The 23661-nt window shown below is 61.5% G+C and carries 20 protein-coding genes, 2 tRNA genes and 1 pseudogene; 17 read left to right on the top strand and 6 right to left on the bottom strand.

The annotated features are described in order from the left end of the window. The first annotated feature begins 12 nt into the window (after nucleotides 1-12). Nucleotides 13-3210 (top strand): YhdP family protein, encoded by a 3198-nt coding sequence (locus SMD27_RS12630; protein WP_320508762.1) that lies wholly within the window; start codon nucleotides 13-15, stop codon nucleotides 3208-3210. 4 nt (nucleotides 3211-3214) lie between these two features. Here the strand turns inward: SMD27_RS12630 and tyrS are convergent, their stop codons facing one another. Next, entirely contained in the window at nucleotides 3215-4468 is a 1254-nt protein-coding gene (gene tyrS, locus SMD27_RS12625) for a tyrosine--tRNA ligase (protein WP_320508761.1), read from the bottom strand. A gap of 189 nt (nucleotides 4469-4657) precedes the next feature. Between tyrS and SMD27_RS12620 the strand changes: the two genes are divergently transcribed. After that, nucleotides 4658-5752 (top strand): anhydro-N-acetylmuramic acid kinase, encoded by a 1095-nt coding sequence (locus SMD27_RS12620; RefSeq protein ID WP_320508760.1) that lies wholly within the window; start codon nucleotides 4658-4660, stop codon nucleotides 5750-5752. A gap of 74 nt (nucleotides 5753-5826) precedes the next feature. Here SMD27_RS12620 and SMD27_RS12615 read toward each other — a convergent pair whose 3' ends face one another. After that, nucleotides 5827-6495 carry an alpha/beta hydrolase gene (locus SMD27_RS12615; RefSeq protein WP_320508759.1) on the bottom strand — a complete coding sequence of 223 codons (669 nt, stop codon included), beginning with the start codon at nucleotides 6493-6495 and terminating at the stop codon, nucleotides 5827-5829. Nucleotides 6496-6774: 279 nt separating this feature from the next. On the opposite strand from SMD27_RS12615, the gene cysE reads away from it, so the two are divergent. The 15 genes from cysE to SMD27_RS12540 all read left to right on the top strand — a co-directional run bounded on the left by cysE (nucleotide 6775) and on the right by SMD27_RS12540 (nucleotide 18794). Next, nucleotides 6775-7569: a serine O-acetyltransferase gene (gene cysE, locus SMD27_RS12610; RefSeq protein ID WP_320509171.1), complete on the top strand. Its 795-nt coding sequence runs from the start codon at nucleotides 6775-6777 to the stop codon at nucleotides 7567-7569. Next, nucleotides 7566-8090, top strand: a complete 525-nt coding sequence (locus tag SMD27_RS12605; RefSeq protein WP_320508758.1) for an Rrf2 family transcriptional regulator — start codon at nucleotides 7566-7568, stop codon at nucleotides 8088-8090. Before cysE ends, SMD27_RS12605 begins: the two co-directional genes overlap by 4 nt. A gap of 17 nt (nucleotides 8091-8107) precedes the next feature. Continuing rightward, on the top strand, nucleotides 8108-9289 hold the full coding sequence (locus tag SMD27_RS12600) for a cysteine desulfurase family protein (protein ID WP_320508757.1): 1182 nt from the start codon (nucleotides 8108-8110) through the stop codon (nucleotides 9287-9289). A 20-nt stretch (nucleotides 9290-9309) separates the two neighbouring features. Next, complete coding sequence (locus SMD27_RS12595; RefSeq protein ID WP_320508756.1) at nucleotides 9310-10608, top strand: IscS subfamily cysteine desulfurase; 1299 nt, start codon at nucleotides 9310-9312, stop codon at nucleotides 10606-10608. Nucleotides 10609-10672: 64 nt separating this feature from the next. Next, a complete protein-coding gene (iscU, locus tag SMD27_RS12590; RefSeq protein WP_320508755.1) occupies nucleotides 10673-11077 on the top strand; it encodes a Fe-S cluster assembly scaffold IscU in 405 nt (134 codons plus the stop codon). Nucleotides 11078-11184: 107 nt separating this feature from the next. Further along, nucleotides 11185-11505 carry a HesB/IscA family protein gene (locus tag SMD27_RS12585; RefSeq protein ID WP_320509170.1) on the top strand — a complete coding sequence of 107 codons (321 nt, stop codon included), beginning with the start codon at nucleotides 11185-11187 and terminating at the stop codon, nucleotides 11503-11505. A 30-nt stretch (nucleotides 11506-11535) separates the two neighbouring features. Next, complete coding sequence (hscB, locus tag SMD27_RS12580; protein WP_320508754.1) at nucleotides 11536-12174, top strand: Fe-S protein assembly co-chaperone HscB; 639 nt, start codon at nucleotides 11536-11538, stop codon at nucleotides 12172-12174. Nucleotide 12175: 1 nt separating this feature from the next. Then, nucleotides 12176-14119, top strand: coding sequence for a Fe-S protein assembly chaperone HscA (gene hscA / locus SMD27_RS12575; protein ID WP_320508753.1), 1944 nt, complete (start codon nucleotides 12176-12178; stop codon nucleotides 14117-14119). A 39-nt stretch (nucleotides 14120-14158) separates the two neighbouring features. After that, nucleotides 14159-14494 (top strand): ferredoxin family 2Fe-2S iron-sulfur cluster binding protein, encoded by a 336-nt coding sequence (locus SMD27_RS12570; protein ID WP_320508752.1) that lies wholly within the window; start codon nucleotides 14159-14161, stop codon nucleotides 14492-14494. 38 nt (nucleotides 14495-14532) lie between these two features. Continuing rightward, nucleotides 14533-14739 (top strand): Fe-S cluster assembly protein IscX, encoded by a 207-nt coding sequence (iscX, locus tag SMD27_RS12565; protein WP_320508751.1) that lies wholly within the window; start codon nucleotides 14533-14535, stop codon nucleotides 14737-14739. 40 nt (nucleotides 14740-14779) lie between these two features. Beyond that, on the top strand, nucleotides 14780-16231 hold the full coding sequence (locus SMD27_RS12560) for an alpha/beta hydrolase family protein (protein WP_320508750.1): 1452 nt from the start codon (nucleotides 14780-14782) through the stop codon (nucleotides 16229-16231). 4 nt (nucleotides 16232-16235) lie between these two features. After that, nucleotides 16236-17102 carry a hypothetical protein gene (locus SMD27_RS12555; RefSeq protein ID WP_320508749.1) on the top strand — a complete coding sequence of 289 codons (867 nt, stop codon included), beginning with the start codon at nucleotides 16236-16238 and terminating at the stop codon, nucleotides 17100-17102. Between the two features lie 37 nt (nucleotides 17103-17139). After that, nucleotides 17140-18285, top strand: a complete 1146-nt coding sequence (gene mnmA / locus SMD27_RS12550; protein ID WP_320508748.1) for a tRNA 2-thiouridine(34) synthase MnmA — start codon at nucleotides 17140-17142, stop codon at nucleotides 18283-18285. 17 nt (nucleotides 18286-18302) lie between these two features. Then, complete coding sequence (locus SMD27_RS12545; protein ID WP_320508747.1) at nucleotides 18303-18605, top strand: SCP2 sterol-binding domain-containing protein; 303 nt, start codon at nucleotides 18303-18305, stop codon at nucleotides 18603-18605. Between the two features lie 114 nt (nucleotides 18606-18719). Continuing rightward, nucleotides 18720-18794 (top strand) — tRNA-Met (locus SMD27_RS12540). A 549-nt stretch (nucleotides 18795-19343) separates the two neighbouring features. On the opposite strand, the gene SMD27_RS12535 is transcribed toward SMD27_RS12540, so the two are convergent. The 4 genes and pseudogenes from SMD27_RS12535 to selA form a co-directional block, all read right to left on the bottom strand. Next, nucleotides 19344-19439: transfer RNA gene (locus tag SMD27_RS12535), tRNA-Sec, on the bottom strand. A 141-nt stretch (nucleotides 19440-19580) separates the two neighbouring features. Further along, nucleotides 19581-21407, bottom strand: a pseudogene (selB, locus tag SMD27_RS12530) (selenocysteine-specific translation elongation factor); the annotation flags it as partial. Beyond that, nucleotides 21404-22234, bottom strand: a complete 831-nt coding sequence (locus SMD27_RS12525; protein ID WP_320508746.1) for a tetratricopeptide repeat protein — start codon at nucleotides 22232-22234, stop codon at nucleotides 21404-21406. The gene SMD27_RS12525 and the pseudogene selB, both read right to left, overlap by 4 nt. Further along, nucleotides 22221-23657 carry an L-seryl-tRNA(Sec) selenium transferase gene (selA, locus tag SMD27_RS12520; protein WP_320508745.1) on the bottom strand — a complete coding sequence of 479 codons (1437 nt, stop codon included), beginning with the start codon at nucleotides 23655-23657 and terminating at the stop codon, nucleotides 22221-22223. Before selA ends, SMD27_RS12525 begins: the two co-directional genes overlap by 14 nt. Nucleotides 23658-23661 lie beyond the last annotated feature (4 nt).

Below are 23661 nucleotides of genomic sequence, written 5' to 3'. Positions count from 1 at the left end.
ACGACAAAGTTTGTGCTGGAGGCTCTCGGTGCCGCCCTGGCTGGCTTGGCCCTGCTGATCGGGTTTCTGGCCTGGCGGTTGACCTATGAAGGGCCGGTCCATCTGCGATTTCTGGTGCCGTATCTGGAAGAGGCCGTCAATGGACCTGACCAGGACCTGCGGATTACGATCGACGATGCCGTTCTCACCTGGGCCGGCTGGCGCCGCGCTTTGGATGTGCGCGGCGTCAATCTGCATGTCCGCGATCGCAAGGGGCGGGATCTCGCAACCATTCCGGAAGCCGGTATTTCATTAAGCGCCCGAGCCTTGATGCGCGGCGTGATCGCGCCCAGCCGGATCGAAATTTTTGGACCTTCGTTGCGATTCTGGCGCAGCCACGATAACCGGCTGATGTTCGGGCCCCATGAACTGGCGGGCGATTCAGCGGATGCGGCGGACAACCAGTCTGAGGTGCTGGCGCGGGTTTTCGGTGAATTGCTGGCGCCGCCAGATCCTCACAAACAGACCGGCTACCTCACGGAAGTCGCCATCATCGGCGGCGATATCACTTTGGCGGATCGTCAGGCCCGGACTTTCTGGCGCGCCGAGCAGGTGCAGATCAATGTGACGCGCGATCGCGAGGGGCTTGATGGGACGATCAGTCTTGAATCGCCGGATCTCGGTTCGCCGGCTTCCCTGACCGGCCAGTTGAGACTGAGCAACAAGACCAAGAAACTCGAAATCGATGCGCAAATGAACGGCCTGCAGGCGAGCAAGCTGCAACTCGCCCAACCCGGTCTGAAGATACTTGAGAATGTCGATGTGCCGCTGAGCGGCCGCGTGAAGACGGAATTCGATCTCGACGGCAGGATTGGCCCCACGCATTTCGAGATGACGGGCGGTCCCGGTACGGTCTCCATGCCGGAGCACATCAAGAAGCCCATCCCCCTCCAGTCGCTTTCTCTGGCGGGCAGCCTCGATTCCTCGAATGACCTCATCACGCTCTATGATCTGACGGCGAATATCGATGGGCCGATCCTGCGGCTGACGGGTTCGATCGAGGGGCTTTTACGCGGGACCGCTTCGGATGGTGGGCCGATGAAAGTGCAATTGAAGCTGTCGGCCAGCAAGTTCGATGCGGCATTGATGGACGGCTATTGGCCGATTGGCGCCGCGGAGGATACGCGGGCTTGGCTGGTGCCCAATATCCCCGCCGGCATGATCGACGATCTGCAAGCCAGTATCATGCTCAGAGCGCCGGCCACGCCGGGCGAGCGTCCGGTAGTCGAAGTCAATGGCACGATGCAGGTGAGCAACCTGACAGTCCATTACCTGCGTCCGTTGCCGCCGATCACCGGGGGCTCGGCAACCGCAACATTTACCGAGAAACAATTCGCCGCCGATATCAAGGGCGGTCGTGCCGGCAAGATCAAGATCACCGGCGGCAAGCTGATGATTGCCGGGCTCGACCAGGAGGATCAGACGGTCAGTGTCGGTGGCGATCTCAGCAGTCCGCTGGTGGATGCCCTGACCTTGCTGGATAATCCGCGTCTCGGCTATCCGACCAAGCTGGGTTTGAAGCCGGCCAATAGCAGCGGCGATGCGACGGCGCATATACAATTCGACTTCCCGGCGGAAAAGGATCTGACTTTCGCGCGGGTGAAGCTGGCGGTACGCGCCACGCTGGAGAATATCGGCCTGAAAAAGGCGATGTTTGGCCAGGACGTCACGGAGGGCAACCTCTCGCTCGATTTGACGCAGAAAAGCATGACCATCAAGGGGCCGGCGAAACTGGCGGGGATTCCCCTCGATGTCAGCTGGACCGAGAACTTCACCGACAATGCGCAATTCGACCAGCAGATTCACGCGGTCGGCACCGCCACGGCGGATCAGCGCGCGCTGCTCGGATATGATTTTCGGCCCTATATCGACGGGCCGGGGAAGGCGGACCTCACCTTTACGCGCTATCCCGACAAGCGGGGGCAGTTGGATGCCACCTTCGACTTGCGGGATTCGACGATCAATATCGATTTTCTGAAATGGCGCAAACCGGCCGGAACATCCGGCGCTGCCAAATTACGGTTGGATCTGGTCGGCGACAGAGCCGTGGCGATCCCGTCTTTCGCCGTGACAGCAGGCAATCTTTCCGGCAATGGCAGCCTGACCTTCAAGCCCGATGGTGGTGTCGACAAGGTCAAGATCGCGGAAGCCAAATACGATCACACGGATGTCGAGGATGTAGAGGCGAGCTTTGTCGGCGATCGTATCGATGTCGTGGTCGGCGGCGGGACCTTGGATGTCGAGCCGTATATGTCGAGCGATGATACGGCACGAAAGATGCCGCCAAAGGACGATGCCACCTTGGAAGCCGAAGCGGAGACGCCGCAGCGCCCCTTCACCCTGAAAGCCGCAAATCTTCGCACCGCCCGTATCGCCGATGGGCGCGAACTGAGCAACGTGTCGGTCGAGGTCAAGCGTGACCCGCTGTGGTGGGACATCATTGATGTGCGTGCCAGCTTGCCTGGCGGGCAGCCACTGACTTTCGCCTATCGGCCAGCCGGCAACGGCATGCATCAACTGACGGCGCAGACGAAGGATGGCGGCGGCGCATTGCAGGCCCTGAATATCTACGATTATATCAAAGGCGGCGAGCTATCGATTACCGGTACGGTCAATGACAGTGAGCCCAAACGGCCCTTGCGCGGCAAGCTGGAGATGAAATCCTACCGCCTGGTCGGCACGCCCTTCTTCGTCCGCTTTCTGACAGTCGCCTCGCTCACCGGGCTCGTCGATGTGCTGACTGGCGAGGGCTTCTTCTTCGATGGCGCCACTGCCAGGTTCACCAAGACCCGAGGTGTCGTTGATATCCGCAAATTCCGCAGTGCCGGCCCGTCGATCGGCCTGACGGCGCAAGGCCGCATCGATCTCGACCGCGATCAGATCAATGTCAAGGGCACGCTGGTGCCCGCTTATGCCTTCAACAGCATTCTCGGCAACATTCCGGTGATCGGCAACATCATCCAGGGTGGTGCCGGTGAAGGGTTATTTGCCGCGACATACGCGATCACGGGCGGATTGGCCGAACCTAAGATCGATATCAATCCCTGGTCCGCGCTGGCGCCGGGCTTCCTGCGCAATCTTTTCAGCAATGACAGCACCGATGCGGACGATAACGATGATGTCGGCCAGGTGCCTGCGCGGCCGAAGCCGCGCAATCAGGAGAACAAGTAGCCGCTCAGATGGCGCGGATCACAGCATGCCGCTTCTTGCCTGACGACAGCTTGATCACGCCGTCGGCATTGATATCCGCGGTGCCGATCTTGCGGTTCTCGTCACTGATGGAGACGTCGTTGAGGCGAGCGCCGCCGCCTTTGATCAGCCGGCGGGCTTCGCCATTGCTGGTGACGAGACCGCTGCGGCGCAGCAGCTCATAGGCAGGGATACCGGTTGCGAGATCCGCCTGGGCGATATCGATGCTCGGCAGCTCCTCGCCCAGTCCGCCCTCGACGAAGGTGCGCCGCGCGGTTTCGGCAGCAGCGGCGGCGGCGGCCGAACCGTGGCACAAAGCTGTCGCTTCATTCGCCAGCACGATCTTCGCCTCGTTGATCTCAGCACCCTGCAACGCTTCCAGCTTGGCGATCTCATCGAGCGGCAGATCGGTGAAGAGTTTCAGGAACCGACCGACATCGGCGTCCTCAGTATTGCGCCAGTACTGCCAGTAATCATAGGCGGACAGCTTTTCCTCATTCAGCCAGACCGCACCGGCCGCCGTCTTGCCCATTTTCGCCCCAGAAGCGGTGGTGATCAGCGGCGAGGTCAGGCCGAACAGGTCGCGATTGTCGACGCGGCGGCCAAGTTCAACGCCGTTGACAATATTGCCCCATTGATCCGACCCGCCCATCTGCAAGACGCACTTGTTGCGCCGCGCCAATTCGACAAAGTCATAGGCCTGCAGGATCATGTAATTGAATTCGAGGAAGCTTAGCGGCTGTTCGCGGTCCAGGCGCAATTTGACCGAATCGAAGCTCAGCATGCGATTGACCGAGAAATGCCGGCCGAAATCGCGCAGGAATTCGATGTAGTTCAGGCGGTCCAGCCAATCGGCATTGTTCACCATCATGGCATCGGTGGGACCGGATCCGAATGTCAGGAACTTGCCGAACACCTTCTTGATCCCGGCGAGGTTGGCGTTAATGGCCGTTTCGTCCAGCAGCGGGCGCGACTGGTCCCGGAAGCTGGGATCGCCGATCTTGGTGGTGCCGCCGCCCATTAGCGCGATGGCGCGATGGCCAGTCTGTTGCAGGCGGCGCAGCAGCATGATCTGCACCATCGAGCCGACATGCAGGCTGTCCGCCGTGGCATCGAAGCCGATATAGCCGGTGATCGGTCCCTTGGCGGCGAGGGCATCCAGTTCCTCCAGCGCCGTGCACTGGTGCAGGTAACCGCGCTCCAGGATCACACGCAGGAAATCTGATTTCGGCTTAAACATCTTAGGCTCGTTGCTTGGGCAAAATGGTGGCTCGGACTAAAATTTCCCGGGAAATTTTGTTAGTGTCCCGGAGAACGGGCGCTGATGTAACACAGAAAGCCGAGGCCGATCAAACTCGACGCCAGGGGCAGGCCAGGGATAAGAGCCAGGGAATGAACCTGGGGATGAGTAACGAGTGGAAGGGGAAGTATGCCTAAATCGGCGGAAGTCTGGGCCATCGGACTAATGAGTGGCACGTCCTGCGACGGCATCGATGCGGCGCTGCTGCGCACCGACGGCAATGCGGTCACCGCTTACGGTCCGAGCCTGACCATACCTTATGACGACGTCTTTCGCGGTGCTCTGCGCGCCTGCCTTGGCGGTGCGGAGGAAAAAACTGTCACAGAGGTGGAACAGGAATTGACCGAACGACATGCCGTCGCTGTGTTGGAGCTGTTGCGGCTGGCCGATCGCGCGCCCCGGGATATCGCCCTAATCGGTTTCCACGGCCAGACCATCCTGCATGAGCCGGAGAAGCGCCGCACCTGGCAGATCGGCGATGGCGCCCTGCTGGCCCAGGCGACCGGCATCGATGTCATCAATGACTTCCGCAGCAATGACGTCTCGGCTGGCGGGCAGGGGGCGCCCCTCGCGCCCGTCTATCATCGGGCCTTGGCGGCGGGGCTGGCGGGGCCGCTGGCAGTCCTTAACCTCGGCGGCGTTGGCAATGTCACCTGGATCGGTTCGCCCGAGCAGGATCTGCTGGCTTTCGATACCGGTCCGGCCAATGCCCTCATTGACGACTGGGCGCTCCTGCATACGGGGCGGGCGGTCGATCACGGCGGCGCCTTGGCGAAGGCTGGACGGGTTGACGAGCAAATGCTGGCGCACTGGTTGGCGCACCCGTATTTCCAGGCACCGGCCCCGAAATCGCTCGATCGGGATGCCTTTCGCAAACTCATGCCCACCGGATCCTCGGCGGCTGATGGGGCGGCCACGCTGACGGCTTTTACCGCGGCGACGGTAGCGGCGGCCCTGCAATGGTTCCCGCAGCCTGCCGCCCGCTGGCTGGTAACCGGCGGTGGACGCCACAATCCGGTCCTAATGGAGGAGCTGCGCCGGCGTCTATCCGTCCCCGTCGATCCGGTCGAGGCAGTCGGGTGGGATGGCGATGCTTTGGAAGCGCAGGCTTTTGCCTTCATGGCCGTAAGATCCTCTGCCGGCCTGCCGATTAGCTTTCCGGGTACCACCGGTGCCCCCCGTCCCTTGAGCGGCGGGACATTGCATCGGCACAACCACCGGTGATCGCGAAAACGGCGCCTGTTCTGCAACAGGCGCCGTCTTTTTACTGCGTGTGATCAAGACCGGCTTATTCCGGATCAGCGTGTGGCCCGGATCTTGGCTGCAACTTCCGGCACTTGCGCATTGAGATATTCGTCCACGGTCTGGGTCAATTGGTCCAGGTGCTCCGTGAAGAAGTGAGTGGCGCCGGGGATCATCCGGTAGTCGATCTTGATCCCGCGTTGATGGCTCAGTTTGTTCACCAGTTTGGTGACCGATTCCTGCGGCACGATCGTATCCTGGTCGCCCTGGACCATCAGGCCCGAAGAGGGGCAGGGCGCCAGGAAGCTGAAATCGTAAATATTGGCCGGCGGCGCCACCGAGATGAAGCCGCTGATTTCCGGTCGGCGCATCAGCAACTGCATGCCGATCCAGGCACCGAAGGAAAAGCCGGCAATCCAGCACTGGCTGGCATTGGGGTTCCAGGTCTGCAGCCAGTCCAAGGCAGCGGCGGCATCGCTCAATTCCCCTTCGCCCCGGTCAAATTTTCCTTGGCTGCGGCCGACGCCGCGAAAATTGAAGCGTAGGACCGAAAACCCCAGTTTTTGGAAGCTTTGAAACAAGGCATAGATAACCTTGTTGTTCATCGTGCCGCCATGTTGCGGATGCGGATGCAGCATCAGCGCAATTGGTGCATTGGGGCCACTACCCTGCTGATAGCGCCCTTCCAGGCGGCCTTCCGGCCCGTTCATAATGACTTCAGGCATGCCTATTCAGCTCGTTCCTTTTGCGCCGGCTCGGGGTCAGCCGCCTCGGCTTTGTGGGCGCGAGGCGCCCGCTTTGGCTAAAAAGTGTAATAGTTGATATCATATAGGGGATTTAAAGAGCCAGGCTTTTTCTGAGCCGCGGTGATAAACTTGACTGTGGTAGTAGGGCATACTATATCACCAATACGAATGGCATTCCCGCAGTCGCCCCGCGTCAATATCCGACAAAAGCTGTAGGTCTTGGCGCTCGGCGGCGAGCTAGTAAACACGATGGCCGGTATGATTTTCAAGCGCCTTGCAGAGGAACTGGACGGGATTATCGCGCGGGACCCCGCGGCGCGCTCCCGTTTCGAGGTTGCGTTAACCTATCCCGGCTTCCATGCCGTGATAGCGCATCGCTTGGCTAACTATTTGTGGCGCAATGGATTTAAGACCTTCGGTCGGGTCGTTTCTCAGATTGCGCGCTGGGTAACCGGAATCGAGATTCATCCGGGGGCCAGAATTGGCCAACGTCTCTTCATCGATCATGGAATGGGAACGGTGATCGGCGAAATGGCTATCGTCGGAGACGACGTCACACTGTATCAGGGCGTTACGCTGGGAGGCATTTTGCCCTCGGTGAATTCCGCGGCCCAGATCGGGGTGAAGCGTCACCCAACGCTGGAGTCCCGCGCGATTGTGGGCGCCGGCGCGCAGGTGCTCGGCAATATAACCGTCGGCGCCGGCGCTCGCGTAGGTGCCGCATCGGTGGTTTTAAAAGATGTACCGCCGGGTGCCGCCGTCGTCGGCAATCCCGGCCGCCTGGTGATGCCCAGAGGCAGCTGCAGTGAGTTCAATGCCTATGGCATCCCGTCCCGCGACCTGCCGGATCCCACGGCGCGGGCGATCGAAGGATTGTTGGATCAGGTATCCAGCCTGCAAGCGCGGTTGCGGGCATTGGAAGGAGAGCTTGAGGAGGCAAAGGCCTTGTCCGTCACCCTGAATGGTGCGTTGCCGGGCAAAGCCGCGACGTCGGACGAACCGGGCTTGGTCCCGGAAGCCGCGTCTCCTTGGCTGAAGGAGGCAAGTCGATGAGGCTGAGCACCAAAGGACGATATGCAGTCATGGCGCTGGTGGACCTTGCCAGCAACAGCAATGGCCGGCCAGTAGCTTTGGCGGATATCTCCACACGGCAGGAAATTTCGCTGTCTTATCTTGAACAGCTTTTTGCCAAGTTGCGTCGAAGCGGTTTGGTGAAAAGTGTGCGTGGTCCGGGCGGCGGATACCTTCTGGCACGAAGCGCGGAGGATACACGGATTTCCGATGCCATTTTGGCGGTTGATGAGCCCATCCGGGCGACCCGGTGTAAGCCGAATTCGGGTGCCGGCTGCCATAGCGACAAAAGCCGCTGCCTCACTCATGACCTGTGGGAAGAGCTTTCCCATCAGATCCAGCTTTTTCTGAGTTCCGTTTCGTTGGCGGATGTCTGCCAGCGCCGGGTTCTCGGCAAGGCTGTGCCGATGGGTCGGTTGGAAACCACGACCGATGAAAAGGCGGCTGTGCCGCCGCAATCGCGGCCCGTCGCCAGCGACGGTGCTAATGTTGCTGCCGAATAGCCGCGGGGAAGAAGGGAATGACGAACCAGCCGGCAACATATCTTGATTACAACGCCACCTCGCCGGTGCGCCCCGAGGCGCTGTCGGTGATGGCGGAGGCATTGGTCGAAACCGGCAATCCGTCTTCGGTGCATCTTTATGGACGCGGCGCGCGGCGCCGGGTGGATACCGCGCGTGCGCAGGTGGCCGCTTTGGTCGGTGCCCGCCCGGAGAGCGTCATCTTTACCGCGAGCGGTACCGAGGCCAACAATCTGGCTCTGTTCAATCGCGAGTCCCGCAGGCTTCTGGTTTCAGCAATCGAACATGACTCGGTTCTGCGTCCGGCCCGTATCGCCGGGGCCGAAGTGATCCCGGTTCAGCGCAGTGGCGAAGTCGATCTCGATCAACTGGATTTTCTGCTGCGGCGAGAAAGCCGGCCGGCCTTGGTCTCGGTCATGCTGGCGAATAATGAGACCGGGGTCATTCAGCCGGTCCAGGCGGTTAGCGTCATCGCGCATCGTTATGGCGCCCTGGTCCACTGCGATGCCAGCCAGGCGGCGGGACGCATCGCCATCGACATGGTGGCGCTGGATGTCGATCTCCTGACCTTGTCTGCTCATAAGATGGGGGGTCCTCAAGGGGCCGGTGCGCTGGTTCTCGGCAAGGATCGGGACATGGCAGCCATGCTGCTCGGTGGTGGCCAGGAACGCGGTCGTCGCGCCGGCACTGAAAACATCCCGGCGATCGCCGGTTTCGGCGCTGCCGCGGCCCTGGATACCTCTGCGGAAATGGCGCAGGTCGCTTATTTGCGTGACAAGCTGGAAGAACGGCTGTTGTCGCTCGGCCAGCCGATCACCATTTTTGGACGGAGTCAGGGCACCGCCCTCGGTCAGGGTCAGATGCGCTTGCCGAATACCAGTTGTTTCGCGGTCGGGACGAAAAACAGTGAGACTTTGGTGATGGCTCTCGATCTGGCCGGCATTGCTGTGAGCGCCGGTTCGGCCTGCTCTTCCGGCAAGGTGCGGCCCAGCCATGTCATCACCGCGATGGGATTCGACGCAGCGACCGCCGGTACGGCGATCCGCGTCAGTTTGGGTTGGCAATCGAGCCTGGGAGATGTGGAGCGGTTTGTTACCGCTTGGTCATCCATCCAGGCACGTGGCGGAGCGACGGCGATGTCGGGCGCAGCAAGCGCGGCCGGCGTCTCATCGGCCGCCTGAGAATAAGGAGAGTGAGTGGCATGAGCGTCAACGGAAGTTCGACAAACGGTCAGCAGGTGCATGAGCCGGTGCAGGTGAATGGCCTGCGTCAGGATGGCCAGAACCAACCGCAGCTGCCGATCTATCTCGATTACCAGGCAACCACACCTTGTGATCCCCGCGTCGTGCAGGCGATGCTGCCTTACTTCACCGAGAAATTCGGGAACCCCCATTCGCGCAACCATCCTTTCGGCTGGGAAGCCGAGGAGGCTGTGGAGAAGGCACGCCGGCAAGTCGCATCGATCATCGGTGCCGATGAGAAGGAAGTGATTTTCACCTCGGGCGCGACGGAATCGAACAATCTGGCGCTCAAAGGCGTCGCGCATTTCCAGAAAGATCGCAAGAACCACATCATTACCACGGTGACCGAGCATAAATGCGTATTGGATTCCTGCCGTCATCTGGAGATGGAAGGTTTCGAGGTTACCTATCTGCCGGTGCAGCAGAACGGCTTGATCGACTTGGAGCAGTTGAAGGCGGCGATCACCGAGAAGACGGTCATCGTCTCGATCATGGCCGTGAACAACGAGATCGGCGTGATCCAGCCTTTGGCTGAGATTGGCAAGATCTGTCGCGAGCGCCGCGTTTACTTCCATACCGATGCTGCGCAGGCGGTCGGCAAGATACCGCTCGACGTCAACGCGATGAACATCGACTTGATGTCGATCTCGGGCCACAAGATTTACGGGCCGAAAGGCATTGGTGCCCTTTATGTACGCCGTAAGCCCCGGGTGCGGCTGGATGCCCTGATCCACGGTGGTGGTCAGGAACGCGGCATGCGTTCCGGCACGCTCGCGACCCCGCTTTGCGTCGGTCTCGGCGAAGCCTGCGCGATTGCCGAAAAGGAAATGGCGAGCGAAGCCGAGCGCCTGAAATATCTGCGCGACCGGATGTATAAGCAGTTCAAGGAACGTCTGCCGGAAGTATTCCTCAATGGCGATCTTGATCAGCGTATCCCCGGCAATCTCAACCTTTCTTTCGCTTATGTTGAAGGCGAAGGCTTGATGATGGGCATCAAGGATCTGGCGGTGTCGTCCGGTTCGGCCTGTACCTCGGCTTCGTTGGAGCCGTCTTACGTGTTGCGCGCCCTCGGCGTCGAGGAAGAATTGGCCCATACCTCGCTGCGGCTTGGTATTGGCCGCTTCACAACGGAGCAGGATGTCGATTATGCCGTTGAGCATATCATCGAATCCGTCAACCGGTTGCGGGCGATGAGCCCGCTTTGGGAAATGGCTCAAGAAGGCATCGATATCAAGTCGATCCAGTGGGCGGAACACTGACTGACCGAACACAGAACTCGCGTTGATCAGACGCGCATTGGATGAAGAGTAAGGGAGAGTAGTCATGGCCTATAGCCAACAGTTGATCGATCATTATGAAAACCCGCGCAATGTCGGGACCCTGGAAAAGAACGACGGTACCGTTGGTACCGGTCTCGTCGGTGCGCCGGCCTGCGGTGACGTCATGAAGCTGCAGATTAAAGTGGGCGCCGATGGTCGTATCGAGGATGCCAAGTTCAAGACCTTCGGCTGCGGGTCAGCGATCGCGTCGAGTTCGCTAGCCACCGAATGGGTGAAGGGCAAGACCCTGGATGAAGCGGAGCAGATCAAGAATACCGAGATCGCTCAGCATCTCTCCTTGCCCCCGGTGAAGATCCATTGTTCGATCCTGGCCGAAGACGCCATCAAGGCGGCGATCAAGGATTACCGCGAGAAGCGACAGACCGCCAGTGGCAAGGCCGCCGAATAAAGACTGCTGAATAAGGATTGAAGATCGTGTCCGAACAGGTAACGACCTCATCGGAAGCTGCCGCCGGAGCGGCGCCAAAGCGTGCGCCGCGACCGCGACTGCAGGCGATGATGCTGACGCCGGCGGCCGTCGAGCGTGTGCGTGCGTTGCTGGAAAAACGGGGCAAGCCTTCCGTCGGTATTCGTATCGGTGTGCGTACCAAGGGCTGCTCCGGTCTCAGCTATACGCTTGAATTTGCCGATGAGCGCGGTCCGATGGACGAGGCGGTGGAACAGGACGGCGTGACCGTCCTGATCGATCCCAAGGCCGCCATGTTCATCTTCGGTACTGAGATGGATTATGTCGAAGAGAAGCTGCAATCCGGCTTCCAGTTCCGCAACCCCAACGAAAAGGGTCGCTGCGGTTGCGGCGAATCCTTCCACGTCTGAGCGGTCCCAAGCGGATCGGAACGGAAGAGGATGATGATCGGCGGCGAGCATAAAGCCATTCCCCGCGCGGCTTTGGCCGAATGCTGGTCCTGTAAGGGACCAGTGTCCGTCCAGGCGATGTTTTGCCATACCTGCGGTGCGGCCCAGCCGCCCCGGCAGATAGATCATTTCACACGTCTCGGCTTCGAGCCGAGTTTCGATCTCGATATCGATCTCCTGGAAAAGCGCTATCTCGGCTTCCAGCGTAGTGTTCACCCCGATCGCTTCGCAAACAAATCGGCCCGTGACCGCACCATGGCAGAACAGCAATCGGTCAGTCTCAACGAAGCTTTCGAGACTTTGAACGATCCGCTGCGGCGCGCCAGCTACCTTCTGCAGTTGAAGGGGCAGACGGCATCGGTTGCCAAGGATCAAACGGTCGACGATCCCGCTTTGCTGATGGAAGCGATGGAAGCGCGTGAGGCGCTGGCCGAAGCGGAAAGTGCCGAAGCGGTGGAGAAGCTGGCGGTCAAAGCGGGGGCCGACGCCATTAAGTTGCTGTCGGAGATTTCCAAGGCCTTCGCGGCGGATGACCTGGCAGCAGCCAATCGTTTGACGACCCGGTTGAAATATCTGCGCAAGTTCCTCGAGGAAACGCGTTCGCGCCGGGTCGCCCTGGAGAGTTTTTGACGTGTTACTGCAGATTCACGAACCGGGCGAAACGCCGGAACCGCACGCGCGTGAGCATAGCCTTGCCGTAGGTATCGATCTGGGCACCACCAATTCGGTGGTTGCCGTCATTCATAGCCACGAAGACCGCGCAGAAGTGCTGCGTGATCAATGCGGCGATGGCTTGATTCCCTCTGTAGTTGCCTATGTTGGCGATAAACCCGTGGTTGGTCGCGCGGCTTTAGCCATGCAGATCGAGCAGCATGGACGGGTGGTCAGTTCGGTCAAACGGCTGATGGGACGCGGTATCGGCGACGTCAAGACCTTGGGCGGCAGCCTGCCTTATGAGTTGGCCGAAGACAGCGCCGGCGGCATGGTGCGGTTGAAAATCGGCGACCGCGCGGTCTCGCCGGTCGAGGTATCGGCCGATATTCTCCGTGCGTTGAAGGCCCGGGCGGAAAGCAAGCTGGATCAGCCGGTCGATCGTGCCGTGATTACCGTGCCGGCTTATTTCGATGACGCCGCACGCAATGCGACGAAGGATGCGGCGGCGCTTGCCGGTCTGGAGGTGCTACGCCTTGTCAACGAGCCGACCGCGGCGGCGCTGGCTTATGGTCTCGATACAGCGGCGGAAGGTCTTTACGCCATCTATGATCTCGGTGGCGGCACCTTCGATATCTCGCTGCTGCGCTTGGAAAAAGGTGTCTTCCGTGTCCTGGCGACCGGCGGCGATGCCGCATTGGGCGGCGATGACTTCGACCATGCTTTGGCCGAATGGGTGATTGCCGACCAGAAGCTGGACAAGCTGACGCCGATTGGTGCGCGGGCTCTGTTGATTGCAGCGCGGCATGCGAAGGAAGCACTGACGGCGCAAGACCGCGTCTGGCTGGACTGCGATGCCGATGGTCATGTCCTGCATGTCAATGTAACACGTGATACGTTCGATCAATTGGTCGACGGGCTGATCGCGCGGACCCTGCGCGCCTGCCGTCAGGTCTTGATCGATGCGCGGGTCGAAGCGGCCGATGTTAAAGGCGTCGTCCTGGTCGGTGGATCGACCCGCGTGCCGGCGGTGCGCCGCCGGGTCAGCAAATTTTTCGGACGCGAACCGCTTGCCGATATCGATCCGGATGAAGTGGTGGCGATCGGCGCGGCCCAGCAAGCGAAGGCGCTTACGCAAGGCAGCGACACGCTGTTGCTCGACGTCACGCCATTGTCCCTGGGCATCGAGACCATGGGCGGCATCGTCGAAAAGGTGATCGAACGCAACACGCCGATTCCCGTCACCAAGGGACAGGAATTCACCACCTATCAGGATGGTCAGTCGGGTATGCTGATTCACGTCCTTCAAGGTGAGCGCGAAACCGTCGATGCTTGCCGGTCGCTCGCACGGTTCGAGTTGAAGGGCATTCCAGCCATGGTGGCCGGCGCCGCCCGTATCTTGGTGAAGTTCGCGGTCGATGCCGATGGTCTGGTGACGGTGAGCGCTGAGGAGCGCCTGACCGGCGCCAAAGCGGAGATCGAAATCAAACCGAGTTATGGCCTGACCGAAGATGAGATGGCCGGGATGTTGCGCGACAGCCTGACGCATGCGCGCGAGGATATGGAGCGCCGGCTGCTGATCGAGGCGCGGGTTGAGGCGGAGCGCGTGCTTCTGGCGCTTTCAGCCGCGTTAAAGGCTGACGGTAATCTCTTGGATGCGTCGGAAAAAGCAGCGATCAATGGCGCTATTGCCCAGGTACGACAGGCGATGTCGTCCGAAGACCGGGACCGGATCAACGCAACCGTTGAAATCCTGGAACAGGCAACGCATGGCTTTGCCCAGAAACGGATGGACCGGGCCATTGCCGAGGCGCTGACCGGGCACAGCCTTGACGAGGTCGAAAAGAGTATGGCAACTGACGAGCCGGGTGATCGGGCCGCGGCGGATGCCACTTCGGCTGCGGGTCGAAAGGCAAAAAATTAAAGGATTGTGCGAACCGCCGGTCCGTATGGAGAGATTGCAATGCCGAAGATGACTTTTATCAATCCGGATGGTAACCGCGTCGAGGTCGATGCGCCGGTCGGATTGTCTGTGATGGAAATTGCCCATCGCAACAATATTGACCTGGAAGGGGCCTGCGAGGGCTCGCTGGCCTGCTCGACGTGCCATGTGATCGTCGATCCGGAATGGTACGATGTCTTGGAAGCCGCCAGCGAAGATGAAGAAGATATGCTGGATCTCGCCTTCGGCTTGACCCATACCTCGCGCCTCGGCTGCCAGATCAAAATGACCGAGGAACTTGACGGACTGACGGTCAGCCTGCCGGGCGCGACCCGGAATATGATGGTCGACAAGTAATTGGGCCGCCGAGCGGAATCATGGAATAGGACGGCGGGATGGCCAAGAAACTGCGCTGGGTAGATGTCCACGATATCGCCATCGAGTTGGAAGAGCACCATCCCGATGTCGATGTGGTGAATCTGCGGTTTACTGATCTTTGGAAATGGGTCCAGGCTTTGCCGGATTTCGATGACGATCCGCAGAAATCCAACGAAAAAATCCTCGAAGCCATCCAGATGGCCTGGCTGGATGAGCGCAGCTGACGCGACCAACGGCGCTTCCGGAAACTTTCCGGAGGAAGCCATGCAGGGTGATGCCGTGCCAAGCAGCCCGCTGCCGGCGGGCGCCCCGCCGGCCGGTGCGATGCCATCCGGCCGCTCGGCAATCGCTCATCCTATTCCGCTCAGCAATCGCCTTTTGGCAAAGCCGATTATTGATCCAATTTGTCTTTGGGGCTTTAAGCGGTTGCTGCCGGCCTCGCGCGCTTGGGCGGCAGCCAATCTCGCCGATGGCGACCCACCCCGGTTTGCCGAGCTGCTTAATCTGTCTCGCATTCCGGACCGCCTGAAGACGCGCATCAAGCATACGGCCGTGCTGCGTGTGGCTGCCGATCATGCTTTCGACGTCTGGCATGACGCGGCTTTCAATTCGGGCTCAACCATACCCGCGGAAAAGTTAGCGCAGATCGAAGTCGCGCGGCGGCAATCGGCGCAGGCGCATATAGGTCATCGCATGGCCTATATGATGTTTGCCCGCAGGCACCGGGTGCCAGCGGTCAATTACGATATTCCTAAACCCGATATCGCTCTTGCCCAGTTGCGCGAGGAACCGGCTGCTATCGAGCGCATGTTTGCGCTGCCGGACCGTCTGCCATCCATCGAGGTCAGCCGACGCACCGTGATCGGCAGTAATGCCTCGGGGGGAATCGCCGAATACTGGTTGAAATTCCATAGCCCGGTTGCGCCGGCCGTTGCCCATGGCGGCGGCGATACGGCTTGGGTGCATGTCTATGAGCCCATGGGAGCCGACGCCAGCACGCCCAGCCTGATCTGGGGCCACGGTCTCGCCATGGAACTGGAGATGATGGTCAAGGGGCCATTGGATTTTCTGTCGCTGGTTCGCGCCGGCATCCGTGTCCTGATGCCGGATGCACCGGGCCATAATCGGCGCACTCGCCTCGGCTTCTTTGGGGGCGAAGCCTTCCTGCATGCTGCACCGATCTCGGGCCTGTACCACTTTATTCAGGCAGCGCGAGAATTCGCCACGCTGGTCGAGTGGTGCCGCCGGCAGGGCGACGGCAAGGTTGCCCTGGGCGGCATTTCGCTCGGCGCGCTCAGCACGCAGGTCGCTGCCTGCAACATGTCGAGCTGGCCCGCTATCTGCCGGCCGGATGCCCTGCTGCTGCTGACCACCACCGATCAGGTGAGCAGCTTGACCACGGACTCGGCTCTTGGCCAAGTAGCAGATGTTGATCGTGCGGTCCTTGCTGCCGGCTGGCAGGAAGAAGATATACAAGCGCTGTCGCCAATCACCGATGCATCTCCGGAACCGCCGATCGATCCGGCACGGATCGTCCTGCTGCTCGGGCGGCGCGACAATGTTACGCCTTATGCTGGCGGGGTGCGGCTGGCGCGTAATTGGCATTTGCCGGCCGGCAATATCTTCAATCGAGATCAGGGGCATTTCTCTGCGGCTTTCGGCTTGGCGGTGGATCCGGCCCCCTACCAACGCATCATTCAAATCCTGAAAGGCTGAACGCATGGTGGCCGTCCACTTCCTGGACCGCGCTTTGCCGGTGGAGGAAATTGGCCGGCTGACACTGAGCGGCGATCTCCTCGTCTGGCGGCAATTGCCGGCTTTGGCGCGGCTCTGCGAAACCGCCGATGCGATGTTGCGCGACGGCTTGCAGGATAACGACCCCCTGACCATTGAAGCACGCGTACCGGCTGATCTCTTTTTGAAGCGGGTGCGGGCCTTGCGCGGCCGGTTCAAGCAGGATCCGGCCATCGCAGGCGCTTTCAAGGATGCCTTGGTCGCGACGGGGCTGACGGCAGCGGACAGCTACTGGGATCCGTTGCAACTGCGTGTCGTGCCCTCGCAGAACAGTCACCAGGGGCGTCGGATCATGCCGCTGCCGGCGCATCGCGATAACTGGGGCTCCAATATCGGGCAGCAGATCAATTGGTGGACACCCCTTTATCCTACGAGTGCACAGCGGACGATCCTCTTCTATCCCACCCTCTGGGCCGAGCCGGTTCCCAATACCAGCGCCGATTGGGATTTCGAAATCCTGAAAACCTTGATGGAAACAGGCAAGGCGGACAGCTATCCGGTTCTGCCGGTGGTGACCGACGAGCCGCCCGCCGCTGCAGCCATGCCCATCGTCCTGCAACCTGGCGATATGCTGGCCTTTTCCGGGCAGCACCTGCATGGCAGCATTGCGACGGAGGAGGGGATCGCCCGCTTCAGTACCGAAAGCAGAACCGTTACGTTGCGCCACGTGACAGCCGGCTTGGCGGCCCCCAATGTCGATGGGCATGCCCCGCGTGTGGTGCCGGACTGGTTTCAGCATATGGTTGACGATACGCCGCTCGCGGCGGCTTTGTGTCAGGCCGGTCTCGGCTGAATTGGCGCAAGCGCCCCCGGCAGGATAATATGCAGAGATGAATTCGCTCGGTCTCGATAAGGCCCCCAAGAACACTCGGGTCGTTGTCGCCATGTCCGGCGGGGTCGACAGCTCGGTGACGGCCGCCCTTTTGGCGCAGGAAGGTTATGACGTCGTCGGCGTCACCCTGCAGCTCTATGATCATGGCCTGACCGTCGGGAAGAAGGGCGCATGTTGCGCGGGCCAGGATATCTATGATGCCCGCCAAGTGGCGGACAAGCTCGGCATCCCCCATTACGTCCTGGATTACGAAAACAAGTTCTCCGATGCGGTGATGCAGGAATTCGCCGATTCATATCTGAACGGTGAGACGCCCATTCCCTGTGTTCGCTGCAACCAGCGCGTCAAGTTCCGCGACCTGCTCGACCAGGCCCGCGATCTCGGCGCGGAGGCGATGGCGACCGGTCACTATGTGCGGCGCGTCCCGGGTGCATATGGTGCCGAGATGCATCGCGGTACCGATCCCAGTCGTGATCAAAGTTATTTCCTCTTTGCGACCACGCAGCCGCAGCTCGATTTTCTCCGTTTCCCCTTGGGCGATGTGCCGAAGACAGAGACCCGCGCCATCGCGGCAAAGCTCGGTCTGGCCGTTGCCGCTAAGCCCGACAGCCAGGACATCTGCTTCGTCCCTGAAGGCGGCTATGCCAAGGTGGTCGAGAAGTTGCGGCCCGGCTCGATCGAGCCAGGTGAGATCGTACATCTCGACGGCCGGGTGCTTGGACATCATGATGGCGTCATCAACTTCACCGTCGGGCAGCGGCGAGGCATCGGCGTGCATGATGTCGGCAGCAACAATAAACCGCTCTACGTCGTGAAGGTCGAGCCGCAGACGCACCGCGTCTATGTCGGTCCCAAGGAAGCCTTGGCGCGACATCGCGTTACTTTGCGCGATGTGAATTGGCTCGGCCGTTCCGATGAACCGACCCGTGACGTGCCGGTCACCGTGAAGTTGCGTTCCATGAGCCAGCCGGCACCGGCGAAGGTGACCTTGCAGGAGGCCGGTCCAACCGGCACCAGCGCCGTCGTCGTGTTGGAGGCGCCGCAATATGGCATTGCACCGGGCCAGGCTTGCGTCTTCTATCAGGGTGAGCGACTGCTGGGCGGCGGCTGGATCTGTCGCGACGATCAGACTGTCCCTCAATAACCGAAGCGGAGAGCCCAATGGAGCTGGCGCAACTGACCGAAGAAATGCGGCGCCGCGCCGCTCAAAACGTGCAATTGGGCTATACGGTCAAATTCGTCCTTGATGAGGGGATCATCTTCTGGGACGGGACCGTCCATCCCCCGGCGATTGCTAACGAGGATGGCGGCGAGGCCAATACGACGATCGCGATTTCGGCGGAAAATCTGGAAAAGTTGATGGCCGGCGGCCTTGATCCCACTCTGGCTTATATGACCGGCAAGCTGAAGGTCGAGGGCAGCATGGGCGTTGCCTTGAAGCTCACCTCGATGTTTGCCGATTAAGCTGCCCGATCAAAAGCTTAGTATCGGTGTGAGAGGCCGGTTGACAGCCTGCCGGGGGGCGAGTATACGCATCCCGCCTGTCGCGGCAGGCAGCAGACCTATCCAGGTCCCGGTGGCAGCGTAGCTCAGTGGTAGAGCAGGGGAATCATAATCCCTTGGTCGGGGGTTCAAATCCCTCCGCTGCTACCATCTTCGAGCGGCCGTTAAAGCGTTTAAATAACTGAAAGTTGAAGAAAATTCGCCGGAGGCAGTGGTTTTACAGGCTTTCTCCGGTTTCCTTTCCAGATCCCTGGAAATCCGCGGTTTTCCGTATTTTTCTATTAGATCCGCTCTGGCGACGGCCCTTTTTTGGCCCACAATTTATCCTTCGCATTTCGGTCCACAGCAGCAACATTGCTGCGAAGCCGGATAGCTGAGGACTGATTCGACGCAGTTTTGCGGCCAGTGGGTGCGCTAAATCTTGTGCCGTGCCAATCGTCCGCGTGTGAGTCAGCGCGCAATCGGGATCTCGTATCGGGGCCATAGGCCCCCTTTCAAAGCCTGTTTTTTGGATAGTCACGGTAGCCGGCGGATGGTCCTGCTGCCGATGCGGCGCAGCTCTCCTATCCGCTGGCACTGGTAAGGCCGACCGCTTTAACGAACCGTTTGGAATCTCTTTGCGGGAGCTGAAAGCATTGAGGCGGCAAATTCGGATTGTGTGAAGGCAAAATTCAGAGCCATTTAACGCTCGCCAGAGAGTGGCGGAAGAGAGTGGGAGTCGAACCCACCAAGGACCGGCTCGCAGCCCTTCCCGGATTTGAAGTCCGGGCGCCCCACCAGGGACACCTCTCTTCCTCGCATCAACGGATCAACCACCACCGCTTTTGCCTCGTCATCTTCCGCAGCATCGCGGAACAGGTCCAGCCTGTGTTGATTGACCCGCCGCATATCCCCGCGACGCAGGGTGACGCCGTGGCGGTCGAAAAACTCGAGAATCTGGATGGCGACCTTGCGCCCGATCGCCACCCGGTCGCGGAACTGTGCGGCAGTGAACTGGGCATCTTTGGCCGCCTGAGACATCTCGCAAATGATATCCACCATTTCCGCCACGGTGGCGCGCGCAAAGAAATGATCATGCGCCACCTCATCGACCCGCCCCAGGCGGCCCATCAGTTTGAGCAGGCGGCGCACCTCGGCCTCGGCGGTTTCCAGGATGCCGGCGATATCCCGCACCCGCGGCGGGCGGAAACGTCCGGCATCGGTCAGCAAGGGATGCATCCTGGCCCAAAGCGCTTCTTCCGGCGGTGTCAGCCGCACCTCGAAGCCGGCAAGCCGCACCCAGGCACCGTCAAGCGCGACTTCGCCCGCACGCGCCAGCGAAAGCACGGCAACGGCAAATGCGGGCGCCGGCAGCCGTGGCTGAAGCTGAAGGCGCAACCGCTCGCGGCCGAGGCCCGGCAGATCCGGATTCTCTGTATGGAAGGCTTCAAGTATCGCTAGAAGCGCCTGCCTGAATGACGTCCAGCGCGCGGCGGAGACGGCGAGAATCTGGCCGCCGACCGCGAGGCGGATGAGGCCGAGCTGGTCGGCGAGCCTCGTCGCCTCCGCCGATGCCAAAGCGCGGTCCCGGGCGAACGCGGTCAGATCAAGGTAGAAAGGCGCGATCTCCAGTAGGGCCGCTGCGGCGGCCGCAGGATCGGTCAAGGCATGCGCATCGAGTTGCGCCAGCCGCTCCGGAACCCGGCGCTTGCGGCTGGGGCCGCGCAGATCGAGGAATTTGCCGCCACCGATGGTCCGCCGGGCAGAGGTATCACGCACCACATAGCGATCGCCGGCGGCGGCGGCGATCGGCTCATCGAGAACCAGTTGCACCTTATTCGCTTCACCGGGACGGATGGCATCGCCGAGCAGGACGATACGTGCCCCGACCTCCCGTGCCGCATGATGCAGGCGCACCGGAAACCATTGACCGATGGGCTTCGGCTCGGAAGCCAGCACGCGCAAGGTCGCATCGATATGATCGGCCGGCGCATGCAATGTCGGATCAAGCGCCATGTCGCCGCGCGAAATGGCGTCCTTGCTGATGCCCTCACCCGCCAGATTGATGCCGCAGCGATCGCCCGCTTTGCCGATCTCCGCCGGCCGGTCCTGGGCGCGGATCGAGCGCACCCGCGCTGGCAGTCCCGCCGGACTGATCATGACGCGATCACCGGCCGCCACCCGCCCCGACAGAACCGTGCCTGTCACTACCGTGCCGGCGCCGCTCAGGGTGAAGCTGCGGTCCACCGCCAATCGAAAGCGGCCCGCTGCCGAGCGCGCGGCGATGCTGCGTGATGCGGCAACCAGATGCCGGCACAGCTCGTCGACGCCGGCACCGGTGACGGCGGAAACCGGCAGTATCGGCGCATCCTGCAAACAGGTTCCCGCGAGTGTGGCTTCGATCTCGGCGATGACCGCGTTGCAGCGCGCCTCATCCACCAAATCCGTTTTGGTCAGCGCGACCGCGCCATGGGCAACGCCCAGCAGATCGACGATCGCGAGATGCTCGCGGGTCTGCGGCATCACGGCATCATCGGCTGCGACCACCAGCAGCACGAAATCGATGCCCTCCGTCCCGGCCAGCATGGTGTGCACGAACCGCTCATGGCCGGGCACATCGACAAAACCCAGCATCTCGCCATCCGCCGCCAGATAGGCAAATCCGAGATCGATCGAGATGCCCCGCGCTTTCTCTTCTTTCAGCCGGTCGGTATCGACGCCGGTCAGCGCCCTCACCAGCGAGGTCTTGCCGTGATCGATATGTCCCGCCGTGCCGATGATCATGGCTGCGACCGTGATAGCGGCTGCGCTTGCGTTTGCAGCTGGGGCAAAGGCGCGGCGGCATGGCGTTCGGCTGCCGCGATCTCTTCCGCAGAGAGGGAGGCGCGCACCGAGGCGAGATAGGTCGCTGCCAGCAGGCTCCCACCGCTTTGTGCCCGCAGCAGCCAGGCATAGGCGGCCACCAGATCGCGCGGCATGCCCGAGCCGAGGTAATAGGCGGCACCCAGCATCGCCTGGCCGTCGGCATCACCGCGCTCGGCGCCGCGCCGCCACCACTCGGCTGCCTGCAACGGATCGCGCGCCACGCCAAGCGCATCGTGATACAGCATGCCGAGGCGTGTCATCGCGGCAGCGACCCCCTGTTCCGCCGCAGCAAGCGCCCAGCGATAGGCTTCCGTAGGGTTGGCCACGACGCCCTCTCCCTGCAACAGCAGCCAGCTCAGCATATCCTGTGCCGCGCCATCGCCTTGTCGCGCGGCGGCGCGATAAAGCTTCGCCGCTTGGCCATGATCCTGGGTGACGCCGTCGCCCTTCAAATACAGCGCCGCGAGATTGCGCTGCCCCACCGCATCGCCGGCCTCGGCGGCAAGGCTGAGCCAGCGAAAGGCCAGTTCCGCATTGCGGGCAACGCCCAGTCCCTCGGCAAAACAGGCGCCGATATTATTTTGCGCCCGCGCCACCCCCGCGTGGGCAAGCGGCTCCCAGAGCGCAAGGGCACTAGCGTAATCGTCCTGCTCTGCCGCGCCGAGCGCAGCCGCCATCTGGTCCGCCACCGTCGAGCCAGAGTCGTGGCGGGAGTCGCGGTGGGCGAAACGCTCAAGCCAGCTCATCGGGTGAGTCCCCATCGGACAGGCTCAACGCCTCCCAAGAGGCGAGAAAGCCTGCTTCCTCTTCCAGGCAGCGCAGGTCGAGCAGCAGCGCGCCATCGGCAACCCGCCCGATGACCGGCACCGGCAGCCGGCGCAAAGCTGCCACAAGATGGCCAAGACGATCACCGGCGTGAGGCACCGGTCGCAGCTTCAGGCCGATGCTGGGGACCGTTTCCAGCGGCAGGGCGCCGGAGCCGATCTGGCTCTTGCATGGAACCGGCTCGACGGAAAAACCCGCACCGAGATGCTGCTTCAGCAGTGGAGCAAGCCGGGCGGCCTGTGCCGTGAGGTCGGGCAACTTGCGGCTCAGCAGGCGCAAGGTCGGCAACCGGTCGGCGAGCCGATCCGGATCGCGGTACAGCTTCAGTGTTGCTTCCAGCGCCGCCAGGCGGATCTTGTCGACGCGCAAGGCGCGCTTCATGGGATTCCGGTTGATCGCGGCAATCAGGTCCCGGCGGCCGAGGATGAATCCGGCCTGCGGCCCGCCGAGCAGCTTGTCGCCGGAAAAGGTAACGATATCGGCCCCCGCTTGCACGGCCTCCCGCACCGTCGGCTCATGGCCCAGGTCAAAGCAAGCGAGATCGATGAGGGTGCCGGAGCCGAGATCGTGGAGCAGTGACACACCGTGTTCCTGGGCCAGCGCGGCAAGCTCGCGCGGCGAAACCTCCGCCGTAAAACCCTCGACTCGGTAATTGGAGGTATGCACCTTCAAGATCAATCCGGTCTGCGGGCCGAGGGCTGCGATATAGTCCTTGCGATGCGTGCGGTTTGTTGTGCCGACTTCGACCAGGCGGGCGTCGGCGCGCACCATGATTTCCGGCATCCTGAAGGCGCCGCCGATCTCGATAAGTTCGCCACGCGAGACGACGGCGTCCTTGTCCAGCGACAGGGTGTTCAACACCAGAAGGACGGCCGCGGCATTGTTATTGACGATTGTCGCGTCCTCCGCGCCGGTGAGTTCGCAGATCAACCCGCGCAAATGATCGTCACGCTCGCCGCGCTTGCCCGTTTCAAGATCGTATTCCAGGGCGACCGCATGACGCATGGCATCGATGGCTGCCTCGATTGCTTCCCCCGCCAGAACGGCCCGGCCAAGATTGGTGTGCAGCACGGTGCCGGTGAGGTTGAAGATCGGCCGCAAACTGGAAAATGACGCAGCGTCGAGACGCGCCTGGGCAATGGCCGCCACGGTGTCCGGCCTGATGGTCGCATCATCACCCGCCGCACCCGCCTGGATTTCCGCGCGCAGCTCGGCAAGGGCATCGCGAACCGCCTCGACAGCCGCCGGCCGGCCATAGCGCGCGATTGTCACGGCCGATGTCTCGGTATTGAGAACCTGATCGACCGACGGTAACTGGCGCAACAGGGGGGAGAAAGCGGTCATGGGT

The organism is Dongia soli (assembly GCF_034044715.1).
Lineage (GTDB): Bacteria > Pseudomonadota > Alphaproteobacteria > Dongiales > Dongiaceae > Dongia_B > Dongia_B soli.
Note: the sequence above shows the minus strand (reverse complement) of the source record. Positions and strands in the feature narration are given on the sequence as shown.